19 protein-coding genes are annotated in these 22,786 nt (G+C 56.7%); 4 read left to right on the top strand and 15 right to left on the bottom strand.

Annotated elements, in window-relative coordinates:
* Nucleotides 1–195: transposase (locus BLW10_RS07040; protein ID WP_425425889.1), on the top strand; the 195-nt coding region annotated here is incomplete at its 5' end.
* A gap of 33 nt (nucleotides 196–228) precedes the next feature.
* Here the strand turns inward: BLW10_RS07040 and BLW10_RS07035 are convergent.
* The 14 genes from BLW10_RS07035 to BLW10_RS06975 form a co-directional block, all read right to left on the bottom strand.
* Nucleotides 229–2,307 carry a methyl-accepting chemotaxis protein gene (locus BLW10_RS07035; protein ID WP_091333422.1) on the bottom strand — a complete coding sequence of 693 codons (2,079 nt, stop codon included), beginning with the start codon at nucleotides 2,305–2,307 and terminating at the stop codon, nucleotides 229–231.
* Nucleotides 2,308–2,507: 200 nt separating this feature from the next.
* Entirely contained in the window at nucleotides 2,508–3,368 is an 861-nt protein-coding gene (locus BLW10_RS07030) for a ferredoxin reductase domain-containing protein (protein ID WP_091333420.1), read from the bottom strand.
* Nucleotides 3,369–3,495: 127 nt separating this feature from the next.
* Nucleotides 3,496–3,672 carry a hypothetical protein gene (locus BLW10_RS13975; RefSeq protein ID WP_177169009.1) on the bottom strand — a complete coding sequence of 59 codons (177 nt, stop codon included), beginning with the start codon at nucleotides 3,670–3,672 and terminating at the stop codon, nucleotides 3,496–3,498.
* Complete coding sequence (locus BLW10_RS07025; RefSeq protein ID WP_091333418.1) at nucleotides 3,665–4,255, bottom strand: electron transport complex protein RnfA; 591 nt, start codon at nucleotides 4,253–4,255, stop codon at nucleotides 3,665–3,667. The genes BLW10_RS13975 and BLW10_RS07025 overlap by 8 nt, the downstream gene beginning before the upstream one ends.
* Nucleotides 4,245–4,946, bottom strand: coding sequence for an electron transport complex subunit RsxE (gene rsxE / locus BLW10_RS07020; RefSeq protein ID WP_091333417.1), 702 nt, complete (start codon nucleotides 4,944–4,946; stop codon nucleotides 4,245–4,247). Before rsxE ends, BLW10_RS07025 begins: the two co-directional genes overlap by 11 nt.
* Nucleotides 4,947–4,962: 16 nt before the next feature.
* On the bottom strand, nucleotides 4,963–5,643 hold the full coding sequence (locus BLW10_RS07015) for an RnfABCDGE type electron transport complex subunit G (protein ID WP_091333415.1): 681 nt from the start codon (nucleotides 5,641–5,643) through the stop codon (nucleotides 4,963–4,965).
* Between the two features lie 35 nt (nucleotides 5,644–5,678).
* Nucleotides 5,679–6,707 carry an RnfABCDGE type electron transport complex subunit D gene (locus tag BLW10_RS07010; protein ID WP_091333413.1) on the bottom strand — a complete coding sequence of 343 codons (1,029 nt, stop codon included), beginning with the start codon at nucleotides 6,705–6,707 and terminating at the stop codon, nucleotides 5,679–5,681.
* 202 nt (nucleotides 6,708–6,909) lie between these two features.
* A complete protein-coding gene (gene rsxC, locus BLW10_RS07005) occupies nucleotides 6,910–8,274 on the bottom strand; it encodes an electron transport complex subunit RsxC (protein WP_091333411.1) in 1,365 nt (454 codons plus the stop codon).
* A gap of 255 nt (nucleotides 8,275–8,529) precedes the next feature.
* Nucleotides 8,530–13,446, bottom strand: coding sequence for a 2-oxoacid:acceptor oxidoreductase family protein (locus BLW10_RS07000; protein ID WP_091333410.1), 4,917 nt, complete (start codon nucleotides 13,444–13,446; stop codon nucleotides 8,530–8,532).
* 107 nt (nucleotides 13,447–13,553) lie between these two features.
* Complete coding sequence (locus BLW10_RS06995; RefSeq protein WP_091333408.1) at nucleotides 13,554–14,429, bottom strand: RnfABCDGE type electron transport complex subunit B; 876 nt, start codon at nucleotides 14,427–14,429, stop codon at nucleotides 13,554–13,556.
* A 279-nt stretch (nucleotides 14,430–14,708) separates the two neighbouring features.
* Nucleotides 14,709–15,374: an N-acetylmuramate alpha-1-phosphate uridylyltransferase MurU gene (murU, locus tag BLW10_RS06990; protein WP_091333406.1), complete on the bottom strand. Its 666-nt coding sequence runs from the start codon at nucleotides 15,372–15,374 to the stop codon at nucleotides 14,709–14,711.
* Nucleotides 15,371–17,200 (bottom strand): SulP family inorganic anion transporter, encoded by a 1,830-nt coding sequence (locus tag BLW10_RS06985; RefSeq protein WP_091333404.1) that lies wholly within the window; start codon nucleotides 17,198–17,200, stop codon nucleotides 15,371–15,373. The genes murU and BLW10_RS06985 overlap by 4 nt, the downstream gene beginning before the upstream one ends.
* Nucleotides 17,201–17,281: 81 nt before the next feature.
* Nucleotides 17,282–18,163, bottom strand: a complete 882-nt coding sequence (locus tag BLW10_RS06980) for a phosphoribosylaminoimidazolesuccinocarboxamide synthase (RefSeq protein WP_091333402.1) — start codon at nucleotides 18,161–18,163, stop codon at nucleotides 17,282–17,284.
* 79 nt (nucleotides 18,164–18,242) lie between these two features.
* Nucleotides 18,243–20,129: a transglycosylase SLT domain-containing protein gene (locus tag BLW10_RS06975; protein WP_245709165.1), complete on the bottom strand. Its 1,887-nt coding sequence runs from the start codon at nucleotides 20,127–20,129 to the stop codon at nucleotides 18,243–18,245.
* A 76-nt stretch (nucleotides 20,130–20,205) separates the two neighbouring features.
* Here BLW10_RS06975 and BLW10_RS06970 point away from each other — a divergent pair, with 76 nt between their 5' ends.
* Nucleotides 20,206–20,520 carry a hypothetical protein gene (locus BLW10_RS06970; RefSeq protein ID WP_091333399.1) on the top strand — a complete coding sequence of 105 codons (315 nt, stop codon included), beginning with the start codon at nucleotides 20,206–20,208 and terminating at the stop codon, nucleotides 20,518–20,520.
* Nucleotides 20,521–20,690: 170 nt separating this feature from the next.
* Here BLW10_RS06970 and BLW10_RS06965 read toward each other — a convergent pair whose 3' ends face one another.
* The gene (locus BLW10_RS06965; protein ID WP_091333397.1) at nucleotides 20,691–21,278 is read right to left on the bottom strand and encodes a class I SAM-dependent methyltransferase; all 588 of its coding nucleotides are present in this window, start codon (nucleotides 21,276–21,278) and stop codon (nucleotides 20,691–20,693) included.
* A 123-nt stretch (nucleotides 21,279–21,401) separates the two neighbouring features.
* Here BLW10_RS06965 and BLW10_RS06960 point away from each other — a divergent pair, with 123 nt between their 5' ends.
* Together BLW10_RS06960 and hypD are read left to right on the top strand one after the other, a co-directional pair.
* Nucleotides 21,402–21,656, top strand: coding sequence for a HypC/HybG/HupF family hydrogenase formation chaperone (locus tag BLW10_RS06960; RefSeq protein WP_091333396.1), 255 nt, complete (start codon nucleotides 21,402–21,404; stop codon nucleotides 21,654–21,656).
* Nucleotides 21,653–22,786 carry a hydrogenase formation protein HypD gene (hypD, locus tag BLW10_RS06955; RefSeq protein ID WP_091333394.1) on the top strand — a complete coding sequence of 378 codons (1,134 nt, stop codon included), beginning with the start codon at nucleotides 21,653–21,655 and terminating at the stop codon, nucleotides 22,784–22,786. The genes BLW10_RS06960 and hypD overlap by 4 nt, the downstream gene beginning before the upstream one ends.

Below are 22,786 nucleotides of genomic sequence, written 5' to 3'. Positions count from 1 at the left end.
GGCGAAGATGCCTGTCGCACCCGCCACGACCATAGCCCCGAGAATCTGGCCCTGCTGCGTCGTATGGCGCTCAACCTCTTGCAGCACAATGGGCCACCGAAGGACAGTCTGCGCCAGCGAAAACTACGCGCCGCGCTCAACGATAACTACCGGATGGAGCTACTGCTCGGCGAACACAATAGGAAAACTATATAGCGCGATCGCCCTACACTCGTTCTGGAGTGATCGCTAACGCGCCCAATCCATCACGCACAACCGAAACCGCGCAATACTCTTGCGCAATGAATGCGTCAATTGTTCCAATTCTAATGCCGTCCGTGCTGAATTTTCCGCCTGCATACGATTTGCCTCCGCTTGCGCGACAATGCTTGACACATTACCCGCCATATCGCGACTCGCCGTGCTTTGTTTGCGCAGTGCCTCGGCGATGCGCTCAACCGATGTCGCCACAGTAGTCGCTTCGGCTTGAATGCGTGCAATGCTTTCGCCGGCGCGATGCGCAAGATCAACCCCCTGTTCGACCTGCTCAACGCCTTGATCCATGCGCCCCACTGCCGCCCGTGCGCCAGCTTGAATCGTGCCAATCATCGCCGAGATTTCCTGCGTCGAACGCGCCGTGCGCTCGGCAAGCTTGCGCACTTCATCCGCAACCACGGCAAATCCGCGCCCTTGCTCACCGGCACGCGCAGCTTCAATTGCAGCATTGAGCGCCAATAAATTAGTCTGCTCGGCGATTTCCTGAATAGTGCTGACAATGGCGCTAATTGCTTCCGATTGCTGACCTAATTCCAGCACCGTGCGCGACGCCTCGCGGACGCTGACAGCAATATTCGTCATTTCATCGACAGCTTTACCAATTACTCCCGCACCTTCGCGGGCGCTTTGTCCGGCAGAGGTCGAAAGCTGTCCAGATTGCTGCGAATGCTCGGCAACCTGCTGAATACTCTGGCTCATTTGCTCAATACTAGCCGCCATAGTTTCAGCCGCTTGGCTTTGCATTCTGGAACCATTCGCCACAGTGCCCGCATCCTGAACCAGTGTATGCGCATTGCTTTCTAATACTTCCGTTGCGGAACGAATGGCATCAATGGCTGCACGTAATTGTGCTGACATGCGTGCAGTTGCGGCCAGTAATCGCCCAACTTCATCCATTGAATGCACACTCATTTGCGCAGTTAAATCCCCGTCAGCAATCTGTTCTAATGCTAGAACGACCTGTGCTAAGGGTCGGCCGACCCACTGACGGGTGCTGAGATAGACTAAAACTCCAGCAATTAAAGCTAATAGCGCCCCGCCCGCAAGCAAATACAGCCGCATGATACGCGCCGCTTCAGTAAATTCCTCTTCATAACTTCCAGCGGCAACGATCCAATTCCAAGCCTTAAATGGTTCATAAACCACTAATTTTAAGCGCGGGCGCTGTTCACCGCGTTCGTTATTCAACCAGGGATATTCAATCACGCCCTCACGACGATTCAGTATTTCACGAATAAACGCACGGCCGCTGCTATCCCGCGAATCAAGAATATTCGTACCTTCTTTAGCCGGATGAATAGTCAGTCGCCCTGGTTCTTGATCGGCATCGAGTGCATAGATATAACCAGTCTGACCGATTGTCATTGAGGTGATATGATGCTTAAGTTCTTTTAATCCAGCGGAAAAATCTAACCCAACTCCCAACGCACCGACGATTTGATTCTGCGCATCAATCAGCGGCTGATAATGCGTCATGTAATCATGTCCGAATAATTTGACCTTACCAGTATAGGATTGACCGCCTTTGAGTGCAGTTGCTGCTGGATGAGTTGTGCCTAATTGCGTACCGAGCGCCGGTTGACCGGTTTCGCGTTTGAGTGATGTACTAACGCGAATAAAATCACTGCCCTGCCATATGAATAGTGATGCTGTGACGCCTGTGCTCTGGGTGAAACGATCAATTAGCTCAGTATCACCATTAATGGTCACGCCATTGATTTTTAAGAGCGGGGTTAATTGACCATTGAGCGTGAGTTGTTGCGCTGTCTCGCGTTGCACGGTACCGGGTAAAAGTAACATGAGTGATTGCGCCTGTTTCACCACCGCCAATTCTAAACTAAAGGCGTAGGCTTCAATCATACTGATTGCGAGATGATTAATTTTGCGCAGATTCTCGACCTGCTCAGCTTTTTGGCGTTCCAGCAGCCAGCCGCTAAAAAGCAGCACGCCAAGCCCAATGAGCAGCATCAGCACGCCAGCAAGGACGATATTGAGTTTAGTTGCAACGCTGAGTTGTGTGCGCACGCGAAGGGGATGGGCAGCAGATGTCATCGTGGTTCTGCTCTGAAGGACGATGTGATGTAACAGTATTATTGGTCAAAATCGCGCACAGTGCTGAGATTGAATCTGCAATTAAATTTGTGCGCCGACCCTACATCGATCCATCCACGCCGAGGTAGGCTAAAACGATCATCGCGGGCAGGCTGCGCGGTTGATGAATACCGCACGGACACCTGCCCGATGGATTGCGCTCAATCGTAAATTAATTCCGACCAGCGCCCCTCTTCAATTAACCGCTGCTTGAGCTGTTTCCATTCGGCTTCAGATCCGGCTTGTTTAGCCATGACGCGATCAAATGCCTGCGTTACTTTGCTCAAACCGGAGAGAAAGACATGCGTATTGGATTCGCGCATCAAGCGCAACGCTTCTGCTGCCCGCTCAGTTAATCCCTGTTCGAGCGCCTGTGATGAACTCATTAACGGGCGCGTACCTAAAGCGCGGAAGGCTTGAAAGGTTTTTTCGTCATAATAGTGCGTCAAATCGCTGCTCTCGTCATTGGCGTACATTAAATCTAAGCCGCTATGACCGCCGTAATATAATCGCACCTGACCTTTCCAATCGCCGCGCCGTTCGTAAATCAGTTGCGCAAAAGCACGGAATGGCGCAATACCGGTGCCGGTGCCAATCATCAGCAGATTGGCGCGATTATCTAACGGCATCCGAAATGGGCTGAGATAGGGGCCGCTGATAGTGAGTTTATCGCCAGATTTGGCATCGCATAAATAATTAGATGCGACACCCGGATATTGCTCACCGCTGATTTCATCGAGATAAAAACAGCGCCGCACCAGAATATCTAAATGCACGCCACCGCCAATCGGTACATTCCGCGCATTAGCGATTGAATAGCGGCGCAAGTGCATTGCATTGCCAAATTCATGCGGCCCAGGCACTAAAACGCCGATGCTTTGACCTTCGACGAATTGAAAAGCTGGATCGAGCACTTCGAGCGTGATATGACGCACCTCATCGGTGGTCTCGGGCGTGATGCGCTGGCTGGCTTTAATGACGGCTGGCGCAGTTGGGCCGATGTAGGTGATGTCTTGACTCATCCAAACACTCCGCTTAGATATTGAAATGGTTTGATTTTTTTGGAACCACATAGGCGCAAAGCACGCAAAGTTCTTTAAGAATTTTTTAAAAAATCTTTGTGTTCTTTGCGCCTTTGCGGTTAAAAAATTACTGAACGCCGTTCGATGAGCACTGGCCCTGACCGCATGAGCAGCCGCCATCGTTCCGGCGAAATGGGCCAAGCTGTGGGTGACGGGTTTGAAAGCGTGCATAAAACCATTGCACGCTCACCCAGAGTGCAAGCATGACAAAGACCACCAGCGGCGCGAGCAGCAGCTTAACCATGCCCGCCCCCTAATCCAGCAAAGCCCATGAATACCAGTGATAACAAACCAGCGAGCATCAGGCTTAAAGCCGCACCCTGACTGACATCCGGCACTTTGGCTAAGGCGAGTTTTTCGCGCAGTCCGGCCATTAACATTAGTGCCAGCGTAAATCCAGCGCCGGCACCTGCGGCATACACGAGACTTTGTACAAAGTCATATTCTTTGGTGGTCTGGAATAATGCGAGACCAAGAATCGCGCAATTCGTCGTAATCAGTGGCAGAAAGATGCCGAGTGAACGAAATAGCGCCGGACTGGTTTTTTTGACGAACATTTCGACCAGTTGTACTGCTGAGGCAATCACGGCGATATAACAAATCAACCGCAAAAATTCGAGTTCTAGCAGTGTCAATAGCCAATTGATGCCGTAGGCGGCAGCGGAACTGACCAGCATCACGAACAGGGTTGCTAATCCCATATTCCAAGCGGTCTCTTTTTTCGCTGAGACGCCGAGAAATGGGCAGATGCCGAGAAATAACGCTAGGACGAAATTATTGACAATCGCGGCGTTTAAAAAAATCAGCGGTAAGGGTTCAGCGTGCATCGGCAGGCGCTCCGGTGAATGTCGTAACGCGGCGCAGGCGATTTAAGCGCAGCCAATTAAAATATAACAGCCAAGCTCCGAGCACGAAGAAGCCGCCCGGCGGTAAAATCATAATCAACCAGGGCTGAAAATCTGGCCCGAAGAGTGAAATGCCGAGAATGGTTCCGTTACCGAGGATTTCGCGCACCGTGCCGAGGGCTAATAACGCGAGCGTAAAACCAATGCCGGTGCCCAGACTATTAACAATGGTGGTTAATACGCGCTGCTTTGAAGCATAGGCTTCAGCACGTCCGAGAATAATGCAGTTGACGACAATCAACTGAATAAAAGCACCAAGCGCGGCATAGAGTTCGAGGCTAATCGCTTGAATGGCGTAATCGACCAGCGTGACAAAGGTGGCAATGATGACGATATAGCTGGCAATACGGACTTGTTTCGGAATCCAATGCCGCAGCAATGAAATCAAAATACCGGAAAACACCAGCACAAAAGTCGTCGATAACCCCATGCCGAGCGCATTGATGGTGGAATTGGTGACGGCGAGCACCGGACACATGCCGAGCAGCATCACAAATACCGGATTTTCTTGCCACAGACCGCGAATAAAGGTATCCGCCGTCAGCGTTTCTTCTTGCGTCAACAGCGGCGCACTAGCCGCCGCTGTGGCGCGGTCTTGAGGGGCCTCGGCCATGTCTGGATGTCCTCGCTCAGTTCGGTTGCGTCAGCTTGGCTAGATCGCGCTGAATGACAGGCGCGGCGCGTTGCGCGGCTTGATTAGCCGCCTTGCCCATCGCCCGCGAGGAGATGGTCGCGCCAGTGATGGCGTCGATCTGCCAGGGCGCAGTTTTGGTACCGTGTTTGACGGTGACGATAGGATTGGCGAGCGCGGTTCCGGCAGTATCGACACGCGCTTCGAGGGCGCGGAAGTTTTCGCGGAAGGCCGGATCGGTGTCGAGTTTGTCGCCAAAGCCGGGCGTTTCATTCGATTTGAGCACCTGACTGCCGACGATGCACTGACAGCTTGGATCATAGGCAAACATGACCTGTACCGGCCCAGCATAGCCGCCACCGCTGCCGACAATGGCGACAGCTTGCAGTTGACCGGCAGCGGTATAGGCGGCATAGATCGGTTCGCCGCTTGCGCCGCTCGCGGTGGCTTCCAGCCGCCCGTCAGCGGTAATGATGAAATCGCGTTTCGTGACCGCCCCAGGAATCACCTGAAACACCAACTGCTCAGTGAGCAGGCGCTGTTTTTCGGCAATCATCGGTTGGGTGATCTGATCGGCCAGCACCACCAATAACCCCGAAAGCGTGGCAATCACTCCGAGTGTGCGCAACATGGGCCACACTGGAGTTGCGGTGGGCTGAGTTTGAAGCTCGACGTGCATGGTGTGTCTGTCCTAAAAAATCCGGTTAATCGCGTCTATTTCGCGCCATAGACACGCGGTTGTGTCCAGCTTGAAATCAGCGGCCCGACGGCATTGCCGAGCAAAATCGCGTACATCACCCCTTCCGGCAGCCCGCCGAACAGCCGGATGATGACGGTGAGTGCGCCGATAAAGAGGCCGTAAATCACCACGCCTTTTGCCGTGACGGGCGAGGCCACCATATCGCTGGCCATGAACCACGCGGCAAGCATCAATCCGCCCGAACAGAGCACAAACCAGGGACTCGGATAGAGACTCGGATCCAGCAACCAGAACGGCAGCGCCATCAGCACCGCGCCGGCCATCACGCTAACCGGAATGCGCCAATCGAGCATCCGTTGCCACGCGAGCCACAGGCCGCAGATCAAAATCAAGAGCGCCGAGGTCTCGCCCGCTGAACCAGCGATCATGCCGGTGAAGCTGTCGAGAATCGGGGTTTCGATGTGCTCGAATTTTTGCAGCGCCAGCGGCGTAGCCCCGCTCCAGCCGTCGAGATTCAGACCAGCGATCCAGTCATCAACGGCAATCGGCTGCATAAATGGCGCGGTTAAGGTCGAGGGGATGACTTCGGTAAAGCGGCCGGGCGCGAATGCCGGTGTCCAAGTGGTGATCGCCACCGGAAACGCCGCCTGCACGAAGGCACGACCGACCAGCGCCGGATTCATCACGTTGTAGCCCAGCCCGCCGAACAGCGCCTTGCCGAGTGCGATGCCGACAAATGCGGCAACGGCGGCCATCCAGAGCGGAAAGCCCGGCGGCAAGGTCAAGCCCAATAGCAATCCGGTGATGACCGCCGACCAATCGGCGACCGTATTGCCGCGACCGCTGGCGCGAGCAAACCACCATTCGGTCAGCACAGCCACGCCGGTTGTCGTCACCAGCAGCAGCAACGCACTCAGCCCGAACTGCCAGACCGCAAACGCGGCAATTGGCAACAGCGCCAGCACCACGGTGCGCATGATTTTATCGACCGTCACCACGCGCTTGAGATGCGGCGAGGTGCGGATTTCGATGCCTCTAGTCATAATCGAATTTCTTTAGTTTTCCGTTGTTAGACGGCAAATGAGACAGGATTGACAAGATTTTTCAGAATTAACAGGATGATGAGAATGTTTGACTAACGGGCGCTTGAGCAATATGGGTGACAAAGCAGAAGCTTTGTCACCAGAGTAAAAAAATCCTGTCAATCCTGAAAAATCTTGTTAATCCTGTCTATGACGACGCTGCTCAGTGATGCTTCGCTGCCTCGCGTCGCTGCGCATCGCGATTGATTGATTTAGCAATGCGGAAATATTGCGTGAGCGGAATATTCGACGGACAGACAAATGCACAGCAGCCGCATTCAAAACATTGATCGAGATTAAACTGTTCGGCCATCACGCCATATTCACGCGCTACCGCTAATTCCCCCAGCATCGACGGATTGAGCGACACCGGACAGGCTTTTAAGCATTCGCCGCATTTAATGCACGGATAGACCTGCCGCCGCGCTAATGTCGGATCTTCCGGCTCCAATGCCACCACACCGGACACTGATTTCGTCACCGGCACATCGAGCGACGCCACCGCCATGCCCATCATCGGCCCGCCTAAAATCACCTGACCGAGTGGCCCGTTTAAGCCAACTTGATCGAGTAAAAAGCGCACCGGCGTGCCAATCGGCACTAAAAAATTACCCGGATTTTTGACCGCTGGCCCGCTGACTGTGACCACGCGCTCAATCAGCCCGCGACCCTGCGGCACCAGCTCGCCCATCTGCGCCAGCGTGCCAACATTGAACACCGCAACGCCAATCTCCGCCGGTAGCCCACCGGCCGGCACTTCCATACCCAGCAGCGCGGTAATCAGCATCTTTTCTGCGCCTTGCGGATATTTCGTCTGCACCGCCTCGACCGTAATCGGCAGATGCGCCGGAATCCGCGCCCGCAAATGACTCACCGCATCGAGCTTATTATCTTCAACGCCGATGATGGCGCGTTGCGCACCCGTAGCCCGCAATGCAATGCGAATGCCGCGCAATAACAGCTCGGTTTGTTCGAGCATGATGCGATGGTCACAGGTCAAATACGGCTCGCATTCGCAGCCATTAACCAACAGCGTTTGAATTTCACATCCGGGCGGCGGTTGTAGCTTGACATGACTGGGAAAAGCACCGCCGCCGAGTCCGACCAATCCGGCATCTTGCACCGCCTGAATGATCGCTTGGGCGTCCATCTGCTCAATATCCTGCTCGCTGCCATAGAGCACTTGTTGACTGGCCGCGTGATAGACCTTGAGGATAATCGCCGGTGCTTTTGGCCCCTCGGCTGTGGTGGTCAAGCTAATAGCGCGAATGATGCCGGTGGCAGGCGCGTGCATCGGCACCGAAACAAATTGATCGGCGACCGCAATCGGCTCACCGCGCACCACTTCTTGCCCAACTTTAACCATCGGCAGCGAAGCGCGGCCTTTATGTTGCTGCAACGGAATAATTAACTCATCGGCAAACGGCAAGCGACGAATTGGCTTACCAGCCGTGAGTTCTTTATGTTCGATGGGATAAATCCCGTGATCGAAGGTTTTATGACCGTTGAGCAAACGTGTTAAACCCATGCTGATGCGCTGTATCAGACTGTCGTGCCCAGTATTAGGCACGTCATTGGAACTCAGAGCCGCTGTTTGGTGCTTCATAACTGGACTCACCGCTGTAATTGGAACCGCAAAGGCGCAAAGAACGCAAAGCATAAAAAATCCTTTTTTTAATCACAAAATTCCAGCTTTGTGAATCAATCAACACCTAAAAACACTTAGCATTCTTCGCGTTCTTTGCGGTTCACACACACCTATACATCAAACAAACAAGCGGATTTACTGATATTTCTCCGCCCGTTTAATCAGTTGGGCAACACCCGCTTCCGCTGGATTCCAGGGCAATCCGGGATGAATACATCCAGCAGCGCATTTCTCAGCGGCCTTGACAATATCCTTATAAGCCCCGCCTTTTGGATCGGCAATTTCGATCTTCTTATTGCCGTTGTATTTGAAGATCTTGGGATTGATGGTCACGCACTCATCACAGGCGGTACATTCGGGCGTTTCCACCCACACCGGCTCCCAACCTTCAGCCCCATTCTGAGCCGCGCCGTTGGCACCAATCGCACCGTTCTGCGCTGCGCCATTCGCCGGAGCAGTCAAACCTGACAATCCACCTTCGCCGACCGCCAGCGCCAGCAGACTGCTGGTAAGTTTTTGCGCGATCTCGGCTTGCGCCTGCTGGCGCACCGCCTCGACATCCACCTTATTCAGCTCGCCGCACAGTCCACGCAACTGCGTCCAATAGGCGCGGCGCTCTTCACAGCTATGAATCAGCTCTTGCGCCACCAGCACGCGCATCAGTCGGTTTTTGCCGTCTACACCCCAGATATAGGGATGCAGCCCGTCGCGCGCGTCCTCAGCTAAATCGAGGAACTCATGCACCGGAATCATGCTGTCGTTCCACGTCTCAGGCGGCGCTTTGCGGAAATGCTTGCGGAAGCGCCCTTCGGTCATCGCAAAATCGACGAAGGTAAAGGGCACGGTCATCGTGGCGGGCTGGCCTTTTTCGTCGAGGTACTTGAGCGTCCAGTTGATCCAGTCCGCATCCAGATTCGGATTGCCCTCAACCGAACAGCACTCTTCGAGACTGACGCCCGCGTCGGGATCAAAGCGGAACAGCGGATAGGCCCGCGATTCGACCGCCATCCGGCCATGCTTGTTCGACAGATCGTCGCCGATGCCATGTTCCGGCTGACAGGAAGTGTAAATCGAGAACACTGCCGGACGCCGCGCATTGAGACCGTCGATATAGCCTTCAAGCAGATGCGTCAGATGCGATGCCGAGCTAGAGAGCACGAACGCCGAGCGATGCGCCATGCCGATCAAGCCCATCTCTTTGCGGATCTCAGTTTTGCCCTTCCACTGCTTGCCGTAGGGGGCCATATCCGCCACCTGCCCGACAAAACCTGAGGTACAGGATTGACCGCCGGTGTTGGAATAGCTCTGGGTATCGACCACCAGAATCTTGACCGGCGTGCCGGACATCAGCGCCCGCGACAGGTTTTGGAAGCCGATGTCGTACATCGCCCCGTCACCGCCGACCGCAACCACTGGCGGACACAACAGCCATTCTTCGTCCGTGAAGTCCTTCCAGCCGAAATAGGTCAGATTGCAGTTCGGATCCGCCGGATTGAACTTGCCATCGAGTTCCAGCCGCGCCTGACGCACCGCCTTAAAGCCGTCGCCCATCTTGCGCATGTGGCCCTCGAACAAGCCCAGCGCCACTGACGGCGAATCTTGGAACAGATTGTTCGACCACGGGAACGGATAGGGGTTATAGGGGAAGGTTGCGCCCCAGACCGAGGTACAGCCGGTGGCGTTGACAAAGCCCATATTGGCGCGTGGTTGCTTGTCGGTGTATTGCGCTTTGAGATGGCGCAATTTGGCCAGCAGTCCGGTCACCCATTTGAGCCAATCGGGATCGACCGGCTGTGTGCCCTGATTGACTAATTCTGCCGACAGCCCCGACAGGGTGAGATCAGCGTCTTTATGACGGTCGAGCGCCTGCGCAATCGCCGCTGAGTTGGATAAATCCATACCCGACGCCAGCTTGAGCCGAATATGCGTCTCTAGCCGGTTAATCAGATCGTCGATTTCGGCCAGATGCGCCTTGACCCGCGATTGCATCAGCGCCGTGACCGTAGCGGTGAACAGATGAATCGCCGTCTTTTCACCACAGCCCATGCACGATCCGTCACCGGACACCATCGACTGATAGTTGGTTTTATCCAACAGCAGCGTTTCGAGTGCGCCGACCTTGTTATCCAGATCCTCGACGCGGATGAACTCCGGCGCGGTGGTCGGCAGATCGAGCCACAGCGCCCAGCAATCCTGAAGCTGCTTGATGCTCGTCTCAGTCTGCGGCTCGGCGACTAATGCACCGTCGTTACAGACCTCGATACACTCCATACAGCCTTTGCAGGTGTAGGGATTGACAGTGAGGCTGAACAATCCACCGCTGCCCGGCTGCTTTTTCTCGCGGTTCGTCCAATAGGGCTTGGTGATCGCAAACTGATAATCGCCGAGTGCGTCGAGCAGCAGCGCAAATTCTTTCTCAGCGATGGCCTTCTGTTCCGGCTCGCCACTGAACGCTGCCAGCGTTTCGAGCACCGCTTGATCCATCAGCGAGCGCACATCGGCGGTCTCGCCTGCGGTGGCGATGAGATCGCGCATCCGCTTTTCGACGCTGCGCGTTTCGCGGCGCAGATACTGGGTCGGCATCCCGCGCTCGACGCGAGTGATCGCGGTGGCGAACACATCTGCAATCGAGTTGACTAGACCCGGAATCGCGCTATCAGGACAGATCGAGAAACAACTGCCGCACGCGGTGCAGTTTTCGGGTAAGAACTTCGGATATTCAAACCGAATCTGCGTCATATCGCGGTAGACGCCGGTGGACGCGGGCATCAGCGACAGCGCCATGTGCGGATCGGCCAGATTGTCACTGCCGCGCCCCGAAGCGTAGAACGCGCCGGTTTGCTCCCAGAAGCGATGCACGTCTGAGATCCGCCCCTCGCCCTCGGGCAGACTCTTGAGCATGATCGGCAGACTCGGCGCGGCGCGTGTCAGCAGCTGACCGGCCACTAATGGCTTGTCGGTGATCTCGACAATTTCATCAAAGCCACGGCGCACGATGCGCAGATTATCCTGTACCACGCGCTCGCCTTTGGCACCGAACTTGGAGCGCAACTGTTCTTCAATCGCGTTAAATAGCCCAGCTTCATTCAGCCCCGCCCGCTCCATCAAGGGCGATGCCGCGAAGAACGCGCCCTGAAAGGCATTGCCCTGCATTCTGAATTGCAGTTCCGCGTTCGACGCTTCTTCACGCGCAATCTTGAAACCGTCGATATAAAACACGCGAATTTCGTGATCGACGATGAATTTGCGGGCCGCTGGCGGAAAACTCGCCCACACCTGTTCGGCGCTCTCGAAACTCGACTGAATCACAAAGCGCCCGCCGCGATGCAATCCGGCAAGCGGATTGGAATGTGTAAACACATTCGGGTCGGGACTCAGCACCACATCGACATAGGTGTATTCGCAGTTGAGGCGAATCGGCTCCGGCGCGGCAGACAAGAAGTAAGTCGTCGGCTGACCTTTTTTCTCTGAGCCATATTTCGGATTGGCGCGAATGTCATAGCCCAGCAGCTCATAGAGCGTCATCGCCAGATTTTTGCCGGTCGTCACCGCGCCCCAACCGCCGACCGAGTGCATCCGCACCGTCACCGCACCTTTGGGGAGCAGATTCGGATTCTCACTGCCGCGAAGCGCCAGCTCACCGATGCGCGGATAAGCGTCTTTCAACTGTTGCAGGCGGATTTCATCTTTCGGATCGGCTGGTTCGCGGACAAAATCAATCGATAGATAGAAAAATGGCCGCGCTGCGCCTTCGGGCAACATATTCTCGACTGCCGCGATCAAGCCCTCGGGTTGCAGATCGCGTGATCCCAGCCCATAACAGCCGGAATACAAACGCGGCATCTCGCCTTGTTTATAGGTCGGATAACTCGGATAGGGCAGCGACTCGCCCTTCGCCACCATCGCGTTTTCTAAGCATTTGGCCAGCGCCGCCCGAATCTCGCACATGATCGGCAAATCTTCAGCCAGCGGCTGATCGGTGCGCTCCAGAATCGCCACGCCCTTTTTGCCTTGCAGCAGGCGAGCGATGACATCACCGGGGAAGGGTCGGAACATGGTCAGATTGACTACGCCGATCTTGAGCTTGCGCGTCTCGCGCAGATAATCGGCCACCGCTTCGGCCTGTACCACCATGCTGCCCTGACCGATGAGCAGATATTCGGCATCTTCGCAGCGATAGCCAGACGCCCGCGCATAGCGCCGTCCGGTCAGCGCGTAATATTCGGCCATCGTTCGGTCGGCAATCGACTCGATGTGATCGAAGAAATAGGGCCGCTGCGCCGCGACCGACTGCATGTAAGCATCCTGATTCTGCACCGTGCCGGAGCTGACCGGATTGTCTACATCCCACACCAGCGGCACGCGCCGCCGCGTTGCGCCATAAACCAGCCGTTGTGCGGGCGTCGGGCATTCGATGATGTCATCAGGACGGCCACAAAATTCCTCGACCAGTGCGCGTTCGGGGACATTCAGCGGTTCAATCAGATGGGTAGTCAGAAAGCCGTCTTGACCGACCGCCGCTGGGGTCAGTGTCAACTCAGCGATCTTGCGGGCGATGAGATTCAGGTCTGCCGCTTCTTGCGCGTTCTTGGCAAACACCTGAAAAAAGCCGGTGTCGTCGATGCAGTGATAATCGTCGTGGGCGCAGTGGACATTGAGGCTCGACTTGGTGATCGCCCGCGAGCCGATATTGAGCACATAGGGCAACCGCTTGCCGACCGCCGTATACAGCGATTCGTGCATAAACGCCACGCCCTGCGCCGAGGAGAAATTCGTCGCCCGCAGTCCGGTCATCGCCATGCCAGCGGTCACAGCAGCGGCGGCGTGCTCAGATTCCGGCTCAACAAAGATCAGCGGATTGCCCGAGATATTCAGATGCCCGTTGGCGACTTCCTCGGCCCAGTACTCGCCCATCTGTGTGGAAGGCGTAATCGGATAAGCGCCAGCGGCATCGGAGGACTCGCGCTCGCAGAGAATGACAGCACTGTTGCCGTCCATCGCCATACGGGTGCCAGGATACTTAAACGGCTTTTCGTCTTTCTTTCCGAACATAGGCCTTCTCTAGTGTTGAATCTCGCTGTCATGTGACCCAGCCCGCACCGCTCGACCGGCGGTTTGTAGGCGGGGCTATCAGCATCGCCACCTTACGCGGCAGTGACTTACACCGCCGGCAAAGCGCCCTTTGTCCCCTTGCGCAGCACCTTGCGCGCATCGCGTCCCTTGACCACCGTGCCATCCGCTTCCAGCCAGACAATCGCGCCGGTCGGACACCGCTCAATGGCGACTTTGGAGGCTAGGGCATTATTGGAATAATCAATCACCGCGAGGTTATCTTTGATCTGAATCAAACCTTCGGGTGAGTCCTGAGCACAGCGCCCGCAGGCAGTGCAGGCGACTTCGCAGTGATGCTCGGCTTGATCGCCGAACTCTAGGTTCTTGCAGGCCACCCACAGCCGGTGACTGACCGGATGTAGCTCAAACAAATCTTTTGGGCAGACGGTGACACACTCGCCACACGCCGTGCATTTGTCTTCGATCACGACCGGAATGCCCTGACGGTTCATATAGATCGCGCCGAAATCGCACACGATCTCGCAGTCGCCAAATCCCAAACAGCCCCAGGTGCAGCCGCGTCCGCCACCAGACACCAGCGCCGCTGCACGACACGAGGGCAATCCGCTGTAATGTGCCCGCAAATAGGCGACATTGCCGCCGCCATCGCAGGCCAATCGCGCCACCCAGCGTTCGTGGGCACTCAGCGCGACGCCGAGAAAATCGGCAATCACCTGATTCATCGACTTGGAGTTGACGCTACAGCGTGCCGGGTCGATCTCACCCTTGACCAGCTTTTCGGCAAACGGACGACAGCCGGCCTCCCCGCACGCACCACAGTTGGCCTTTGGAAGCAGATCCTCGACCTGATCGATGCGCGGATCTTCAAACACATACAGCCGTTTATTGGCAATGACCAACAGCAGGGCGAGGAGCAGGCCCAGCGCGGCCATAAAACCCACGGCGGTGAGGATGGTTGCCATAGATAGATCAATCCGGCGGCGACGCTCAGCCCCGCACCGTCCGGCAAGCGCAGCGGCGATGAACAAGGACTGACTCAGGATTCGGGAATGGTGGCGATCGGGTGCGTGCGCGTGGTTGACCGAGGCACGCTGACCGCCTGCTTAGGAACGAGGGGAAGTTTACGGAATTGTGATCTATTAAAATTGCAAATTATGTAAATCGTGAGTATTGAAACTTGAGTTAGTGTGGAAGTGGGGATCAGCAGGTGTCGGGGGCGGCGGCGCAGACTGGCAAGTCCTTCAGCATTTCCAGCGCAACCACGCATCCAGCGCCGCGAGCCGCTCCGGTGTTCCGATATCGAACCAATGGCCGCGATGCTGCTGACCGCCGACGCGCCCGACCGCCATCGCCTGCCGCAACAGCGGCGCAAGCGGAAATGCATCCGCCTGCTGTCCAGCGAATAGCTCCGGGCGATAGAGACCGATGCCGCTAAAGGTCAGGCGCGGTGTACCTGTCTCCTGAACACGCCCCGCTCGCAACACAAAATCCCCGTGTGGATGCTGCGGCGGATTCGCCACCAGCACTAACTGTGCTAAATCATCTGCGCCGAGCTGTAGATCCGTCAGGGCAATATCTGTCCACACATCGCCATTGATGACCAAAAATGGATCTGGGCCAAGCAGCGGCAGCGCACGAAAAATCCCGCCGCCGGTTTCGAGCGCCGCGGCTTCGGGCGAATAGCGAATCCTGACCCCAAACGCTGACCCATCGCCGAGCGCCGCTTCAATCTGCGCCCCAAGATGCGCGTGATTGATGACTAGCTCACAGATGCCAGCCGCCGCTAGCCGTTCAATATGGTAATAAATCAAGGGCTTACCGCCAGCAACCAGCAGCGGCTTAGGCGTGTGATCGGTGAGCGGACGCATCCGCTCGCCACGCCCGGCGGCGAGGATCATCGCTTTCATGCTTGGCGCGGAATCGCGTCGCACTCTTGGAAGATGCGCCGATCACAGGTCGCGCACACCGTTTTGTCGAGCTTTTGGAAGATCGCCCGCACCGCTGCTGTCTTGGACTGGAACACATTGCGTCCGCCGGTTGCTTCGAGACACCCGCACTGCTCTAGCGATTCCCACAGCCCTTGCTTGACATTGATGAGATACATCTGACCGCCGTCGCGTTGCCGCCGTTCGGCTTCGGCAACCAGCGCGTGACCGCCCTGTAAATCGACAAAATTCATGCCGTTGGCAATCAATGCCAGATGTTTTTGGGTCGGATATTCGGCGCGTAGCCGATCAAAATAGTGCTCGACATGCGCGACCGAGCCAAAAAACACCGAACCGTCGATGCGAATAAACCGTAGTTGTGGACATTGCACAACTTCGGGATCACTCGAAAAAGCGTGTTTCGGTAATCGCGCATCCGGGGCCATGCTGACAATGCGCGGTTTCGAGGTGCGATCCAGGTAAATCATCAGTGACAGTAGCACACCGGCAAAGATAGCAAATTCCAAATCAAGCAATACACCGGAGAAAAACGTCACCGCTAATACCGCCGTTTCGCGTTTCGATGAATGCAGAATATGGCGGATTTCTTTAAAGTCGATCAATCCCCAAGCGACTAAAAACAAGACACCGGCCATCGCTGCTTTTGGCAAATAACTGGCGTAGGGCGCAACTAATAACACAATAATCATTAGCAGGAAGGCAGCGAAAATCGAAGCTAAGGGCGTGCGAGCACCCGCTTCATAATTCACGCCACTGCGATTAAATGAACCCGTTGCGACATAGCCGGAAAAAAATGATCCAGCGATATTCGATAAGCCTTGACCGATAAATTCTTGATTGCCGTCGATGCGATAGCCGCCCCGCGCTGCAAGTGAGCGAGCAATTGAGACGGCTTCAGTCAGTGCAAATAGGGTCACGGCCAGTGCGACAGGTGCCAATTCGCGGATATGCTCAAACGTTAGCGACGGAGCTGAGAGCGGCGGCAGCGCCGCCGGAAGTGCCCCAACATTGGCGATACCGGTCGTCGCTTCACCCAGCCAAGTATTCAGACCCAGCGCCATCAGACTGCCGCCGAGCATGGCGACAATCATGTACGGAATGCGCGGCAGCCAGCGCCGACAAGCGATGCCCAGCCCAAGCGTTACAATAGCGACGAGGGTGGCGCTGGGATTGAGCGTGAATAGATTGCGCAGAAATTCGAGCAAAATGTCATAGAGCGGGCCGCTGCTATCCATGTCAATGCCGAAAAAATGTTTAAGCTGTTTCGCGGCAATTAATACCGCCGCACCGGCTGTAAATCCGACAATCACCGAATGTGAAATAAAATTCACCAGCGCCCCAAGTCGCGCAAAACCGAGGGTTAATTCGATGATGCCGACCATAAAGGTGAGTGTCAGCGCCAGCGTGACGTAATCAGGCGTCCCGGGCGTGGCCATCGTCGAGAGCGCCGAAAAGAGCACCACCGATGCCGCCGTTGTCGGCCCGGAGACCAGATGCCGCGAGGAGCCAAACCAAGCGGCGATGATCGCCGGAATCATTCCCGCATACAGACCGTATTCAGGCGGCATGCCAGCGATGGTGGCGAAGGCCACACCCTGCGGTAGCACCACAATCGCGCCGGTCAACGCTGCAAGCAGGTCGGCGCGTACATCGCCGGCTGTGACCTGTGGCAACCAGAGGCGATGCGGGCGCGTCCACGACCAGTCAATAGATTTGACGATCTGTTTGCCGGTGGTGAGAGGATGTTGCGTCCGAAGACGCTGCAACAGCGACTGAAGTGGGTTCATGGTGAATCGGGTACAGCTTAAAGTGGATCGCGCTAAACGCCCGATGACGTTGGGCGCGGCGCGTGAGTGGGTCAAGCGAAATTAGGCCGTCAAGCGTCTTTCGGCCTCGTGATATTTGGCTGCTGTGCGTTCGATAATGTCAGCCGGTAGCGTCGGGCCTGGGGCGGTTTTATTCCAATCAAGCGTTTCGAGATAATCGCGCACGAATTGCTTATCGAAACTCGGTGGACTGATTCCGGGCTGATAGGCATCAGCAGGCCAAAAGCGTGAAGAATCGGGCGTGAGCACTTCATCAATTAAATACAGCTGCCCAGCATCATCTAAGCCAAACTCGAATTTAGTATCGGCGATGATAATGCCGCGTTCTAACGCATAGGCGGCGCAGCGCGTATAGATTGCAAGACTAACATGGCGCACCTGTTCGGCTAATTCCCGCCCGATTAAATTAACCGTGTGCGCAAAATCAACATTTTCATCATGGGCACCGAGTTCGGCTTTGGTCGAGGGCGTAAACAGCGGTTCGGGCAGGCGATCCGCTTGGCGCAATCCAGCCGGTAGCGCAATGCCGCACACCGCGCCGCTGGCCTGATAATCCTTCCAACCGGAGCCGATCAAATAGCCGCGCACAATGGCCTCAACCGGCAGCGGTCGCACCTGACGCACCACCATCGCCCGATCCCCGAGCGCGGCAAGCGTGTCCGGATCGGTGATAACGGTTGATACGGGAATATCGGTGAGATGATTGGGGATCAAATCAGCGGTGCGGGCAAACCAAAATCGCGATACCCGCGCCAGCACTTCGCCCTTGCCGGGGATGGGATCGGGCAGCACGACATCAAAGGCCGAGAGCCGATCACTGGCGACAAACAGCAGATGCGCCGCGTCGAGGCGGTAGATGTCGCGGACTTTGCCGCGTGCGATCAGGTCGAGCTGGGGTAGATGGGAGTGATAGAGCGCAGGCATAGCGGTTGATCCAGAACCAATAAGGCGGCGATTATAAACGGCAATCTAGTGTGCATGACGAGGTGTGACGCCATGCAGGTCAAAGCGCATCCCAAAAATCCCGCCCCGGAATCGGCGGCAGTGTATCGCGCAACCGCTGTGCGGGCAGTCCGAGACGAGCGGTATAGAGGATGCGATAACTCAGCACGCGCTCGACATAGCGGCGGGTTTCGGTAAAGGGAATGCTCGCAATCCACAGATCGGCGGCAAGCGCCTGATCCGGTAGCCACTGCCGCACCCGCGCTGGCCCAGCGTTATAGGCAGCGGTGGCCAGCGCGATATGCGCAAACTGATCGCGCATCTGTGCCAGATAAGTGCTGCCGAGCGTGATGTTGAGTTCAGGATCGAGCAGCGACCAGCGCGTTAGCGGCGGCAAGCCACGTTCGGCGGCTAGTTCAGCGGCAGTGGTCGGCATCAGCTGCATCAGCCCGACTGCGCCTGCCGGTGAAGCAATGGTCGGCGCGAACACGCTTTCTTGACGGATCACGGCCTGAATCCACTCCGGTTCAATGCCGATCTGCTGCGCTTGTTCGGCGGCCAGATCACGATAGGCAAGCGGAAAACGGATTTCTAAATCATCCCAATAGCCGGAGCGGGCAAGTAAGAGAATGGCTTGATCGTGCCAGCCGCGCTCGTGCGCGAGGCGGGCGGCGGCCATCAGCTCCGAGGTCGTGAGCTGGTCGGCCAGTGTGCGCCATTCGCGCCGAATATCGACATCGCGCCCCAGTTGATCGAGCGCGAGAATGCGCCGATAGGCGGGATGTTGCGCCAAAGTTTGTAACTGCTCCGGCGTCACCGGCACCGGACGCTGTTCGAGGTTGTAAGGCAAATCGAGCCGATCTGCTGCCATAAATCCCCAAAAACTGCGCTCGCGGGCCGCAGCGGTGAGGGTAGCGCGAGCGGCGTCGGGTTGTCCGATAAATTCCTGCGCCACGCCTTGCCAGTAGAGCCAGCGTTCGCGCTTGATCTCGCCGTCGGGCATCCGCTCGATCCAAGTGGCCAGCCAATCCCAGGCTTTGAGCTCAATCGCCGCTCGCAATCGCCGCTCCTGTTCGGGCAGATTCTCCGCCGTCACGGTCAGCGCATCCCAATAATTCAAGCCCAGTCGGTCGCCAGCTTCAGCCAGCGTGCGCCCAATCGCGATGTGCGCGTGTTCGCGGGCAGCGGGATCCTCCGCTAACAGCGGTTCCAGTCGCGTGAGTGCGAGCGTCGCGGTAGCGGAATCACTGCGCACCAGTGCCGCCAATCCTGACGCCACAATCGCCGCCCGCTGCGGATGCGGCTGTTGGAACAGACTGGCGTCGAGGATAGAGCGCGGTGTTTGCTCGACCTTCAGCCACAGCTCAAACCAGGGGCGCTCGGCTTCGGGCAATTGCTGACCGAGATAACGCGCCAGTCCGGTTTCTTTGGCCGCCAGCGCCAGCCGAATCCGTGCCCATAATCGTGCTGTGGTCAATTCGCCGACGGCTGTCCAGTGCGCAAAAACCGGATCGCACGCTTTTGGGCGCGACTGACCCGACAACCAGAGCGGCTCAATCTGCGGTAGCGCCTCGGCAGCGCGGTCGGTCTCGATCAGGGCGCGGAGATAAAAACACTGCCGCTCAATCGCGTCATCGGGTTGATAAATCCGCGCATAATCGGCCCAGCGTTCGGCATCAGCGAGGCGGCGCAGATAGGCCAACCGTAAACGTCCGGCCAGCGGCGTGTCGGCATAGTCGGTAAGAAAATGCTCAATCCGCGCATCGGGCGTCTGCGCAAATTGACGAGTTAATTCAGCAAACAGCAGATAAGGATACAGCGGCGTGTCGCGCTGGGCCTCGGCGAGCGTCTGAAAGGCCGTGAGATCACCGCGCTCTAACGCGGCTTCAGCAGCGAGAAAGGCGTCGGTCGGATCGGTCTGCGCCGCTGTCGGATGTGGTGCCGACAAGACGCCAAGCGCCACAACCGTTAGGATAGCGGGCCATTTTGACAGCCTTAGCCTTTGCTTACAGGATACAAACCACATGCGAACCACCGTTGTAGTCATCATCTCAATCCTGGTCGGGGCGTCCTTCGGCGGCGTGATGACGCTCGGATTTGGCTGGGGCATCGGCGCGGCCAGCGGAATGCTGGTGGGCACTCAGGCGGGCGTGTGTCTCGCTGTTGAAACCGCCCGCAAGCAGGGGACGTTGGAGACTGCCGCACTCGATGCCGTGGTCGCAACCAGCATCGCGCATATTCGTGCTCAGGGTACCTCAGTGCCGATGCAAACTGAGATCGAATGGGTCAGTGATGCGGCTGGATGCGCCAAGCTGGTGGAGCAGTTGGATCAAGAGTAGCTGCCAGCGTTTTTAGGCGACTAATAGCCAATTCATGAATAGACAGGATTAACAGGATTTCACAGGATTGACCGGATTAAATAGGTGTTTTTATCCGGTTAGTCTTAAAAATCCTGTTCATCCTGTCTAATTAAAGCATTTCCGCTGGCGGCTAAAAGCTAACTGCTCTGTCACCGCTTCGCTAATGCCACCGTGTAATGTGCGCCCTGTTTGAGCTTGTCATAATTGCCAAACACGTCGGTCAGATTGCGCTTCATGTATTGGCGCAAGCCGTTGATGGTCACCAGATACAGCCGCCCGCCCGGACGCAAGCGTGCATGAGCATCGTGTAATAGCAGCGCCAGCAGTTCTTTGCCAACTTTAGCCGGAACATTGCTGGCAATCAGGTCAAAGCGGCGCTCGCGGTCAATCTGGTCAAAGCCGTTGCTTAACTGCGCTTCAGCATTGGTCAAGCGATTGCGTTGCGCATTGCGGTTGGCGTATTCGACCGCGACAAAATCTTTATCAACCAACAGCGTGCGGCCCTGTGGCGCGAGCGCCGCTAAGGTCAGACCAATCGGGCCATAACCGCAGCCGAGATCCAAGCAATCATCAGTCGGCGCAATGTCCAGATGATCGAGCAGCAGCCGCGTGCCGTCGTCGATGTCTCGCGGTGAAAATAGCCCCCAAGTGCTGCAAAAATTGAGCGTGCGGCCCGCAAGCTGGGCAGAAAATTCAAGATCGCGGCGGAGCGTGGCGAGGTGGTCGGGGGTTAGCATAAAGAATGGCGTGGCTCTGAGGCGCTAAATAAAGACAGGAAACTGTTGAGTCAAACAGCATGTCCGATCCCATCCAATCTGACAACCCACGCCAAATCTGAATCTTTGACAGGAGCTTGAGCGATGTGTCTCGCCATTCCCGCCCGCATCACGGCCCGCACCCAGATTGATCCGGCGATTGATACCGCACAGGTCGATCTCGGTGGCGTATCGCGTGAGATTTCGATTGCGCTGGTGCCCGAAGTAGCCGTCGGTGACTATGTGTTAGTGCATGTCGGCTATGCCCTGAGCACCCTGAGCGCGGACGAGGCGCAGGAAACGCTGCGGCTGATGGCCGAAATGGCGCGGCTGCTGGATAACGATTCGAGCACGGCATGAAATACGTCACCGAATTCCGCGATCAACATCTTGCGCATCAGCTTGCGCAAACCATCGCCGCCGAGGTCGATCCGTCGCGCAGCTATCGGCTGATGGAATTTTGCGGCGGCCACACCCACGCGATCTTCCGCTATGGTGTGCAGCAGTTGATGCCGCCTAATCTGCGCTTTGTGCATGGCCCCGGCTGTCCGGTGTGCGTGCTGCCGATGGCGCGACTCGATCAGGCGCTTGCTCTGCTGCATGAATATGATGTGACGCTCTGCACCTACGGCGATCTGCTGCGCGTCCCAGCAAGCGGCCGTCAGACGCTGCTCAAGGCGAAAGCAGCGGGCGCGGATGTGCGCATGATCTACTCAACTCAAGATGTGTTGCAGATCGCCCGCACGGAACCTCACCGCCAGATTGTGTTTCTCGCCATCGGCTTTGAGACCACCACCCCGCCGACCGCCGTGCTCCTCGAACAGGCGCGGGCGTTGCAGCTCAAGAATCTCTCCGTGCTCTGCAATCATGTGCTGACCCCGCCAGCACTGCGGGCGATTCTGACCCCATCGCTCGAACACGCTATGCCGCTGGATGGCATTCTCGGCCCGTCGCATGTGAGCACGATTATTGGCACCGCGCCCTATGAATGCGTGCCGCGAGACTTTCATGTGCCAGTCGTGATCGCCGGATTTGAGCCGCTCGATGTCATGCAGGCGGCGCTGATGCTGGTGCGTCAGCTTAATGCTGGGCGCTGCGTGGTCGAAAATCAGTATCGCCGCGCCGTGAGCGCAGCGGGCAATCTGCGGGCGCGTGAGCTGATGGCGCGGGTGTTCGTGATCCGTTCGAGTTTTGAATGGCGCGGACTGGGTTTTTTGCCGGACAGTGTGCTGGCGCTCGCCGCTGACTACGCCGATTTTGACGCCGAGCGCCGCTTTCCGGTCAGCGTCATCACCGCACCTGAGCCGTCCGGCTGTGACTGTCCAGCGATTTTGCGCGGGCTGAAAGAGCCGACACAGTGCCGACTGTTCGGCAGCGCCTGCACCCCAGATCATCCTATCGGCGCGTGCATGGTGTCCTCTGAGGGCGCGTGCGCCGCCTACTGGACACATCGCGCTTATCTAGCACCGACCGCTGCTGCTGAGACTTGA

The organism is Allochromatium warmingii (assembly GCF_900107145.1).
GTDB classification, from domain to species: domain Bacteria; phylum Pseudomonadota; class Gammaproteobacteria; order Chromatiales; family Chromatiaceae; genus Thermochromatium; species Thermochromatium warmingii.
The sequence above is the reverse complement of the archived record's forward strand: the minus strand, read 5'-3'. Positions and strand labels throughout refer to the sequence as shown.

Coding starts and splice junctions, on each gene's coding strand:
- BLW10_RS07035 (WP_091333422.1), bottom strand. CDS start 2,307: ATGACATCTGCTGCCCATCCCCTTCGCGTGCGCACACAACTCAGCGTT.
- BLW10_RS07030 (WP_091333420.1), bottom strand. CDS start 3,368: ATGAGTCAAGACATCACCTACATCGGCCCAACTGCGCCAGCCGTCATT.
- BLW10_RS13975 (WP_177169009.1), bottom strand. CDS start 3,672: ATGGTTAAGCTGCTGCTCGCGCCGCTGGTGGTCTTTGTCATGCTTGCA.
- BLW10_RS07025 (WP_091333418.1), bottom strand. CDS start 4,255: ATGCACGCTGAACCCTTACCGCTGATTTTTTTAAACGCCGCGATTGTC.
- rsxE (WP_091333417.1), bottom strand. CDS start 4,946: ATGGCCGAGGCCCCTCAAGACCGCGCCACAGCGGCGGCTAGTGCGCCG.
- BLW10_RS07015 (WP_091333415.1), bottom strand. CDS start 5,643: ATGCACGTCGAGCTTCAAACTCAGCCCACCGCAACTCCAGTGTGGCCC.
- BLW10_RS07010 (WP_091333413.1), bottom strand. CDS start 6,707: ATGACTAGAGGCATCGAAATCCGCACCTCGCCGCATCTCAAGCGCGTG.
- rsxC (WP_091333411.1), bottom strand. CDS start 8,274: ATGGGTTTAACACGTTTGCTCAACGGTCATAAAACCTTCGATCACGGG.
- BLW10_RS07000 (WP_091333410.1), bottom strand. CDS start 13,446: ATGTTCGGAAAGAAAGACGAAAAGCCGTTTAAGTATCCTGGCACCCGT.
- BLW10_RS06995 (WP_091333408.1), bottom strand. CDS start 14,429: ATGGCAACCATCCTCACCGCCGTGGGTTTTATGGCCGCGCTGGGCCTG.
- murU (WP_091333406.1), bottom strand. CDS start 15,374: ATGAAAGCGATGATCCTCGCCGCCGGGCGTGGCGAGCGGATGCGTCCG.
- BLW10_RS06985 (WP_091333404.1), bottom strand. CDS start 17,200: ATGAACCCACTTCAGTCGCTGTTGCAGCGTCTTCGGACGCAACATCCT.
- BLW10_RS06980 (WP_091333402.1), bottom strand. CDS start 18,163: ATGCCTGCGCTCTATCACTCCCATCTACCCCAGCTCGACCTGATCGCA.
- BLW10_RS06970 (WP_091333399.1), top strand. CDS start 20,206: ATGCGAACCACCGTTGTAGTCATCATCTCAATCCTGGTCGGGGCGTCC.
- BLW10_RS06965 (WP_091333397.1), bottom strand. CDS start 21,278: ATGCTAACCCCCGACCACCTCGCCACGCTCCGCCGCGATCTTGAATTT.
- BLW10_RS06960 (WP_091333396.1), top strand. CDS start 21,402: ATGTGTCTCGCCATTCCCGCCCGCATCACGGCCCGCACCCAGATTGAT.
- hypD (WP_091333394.1), top strand. CDS start 21,653: ATGAAATACGTCACCGAATTCCGCGATCAACATCTTGCGCATCAGCTT.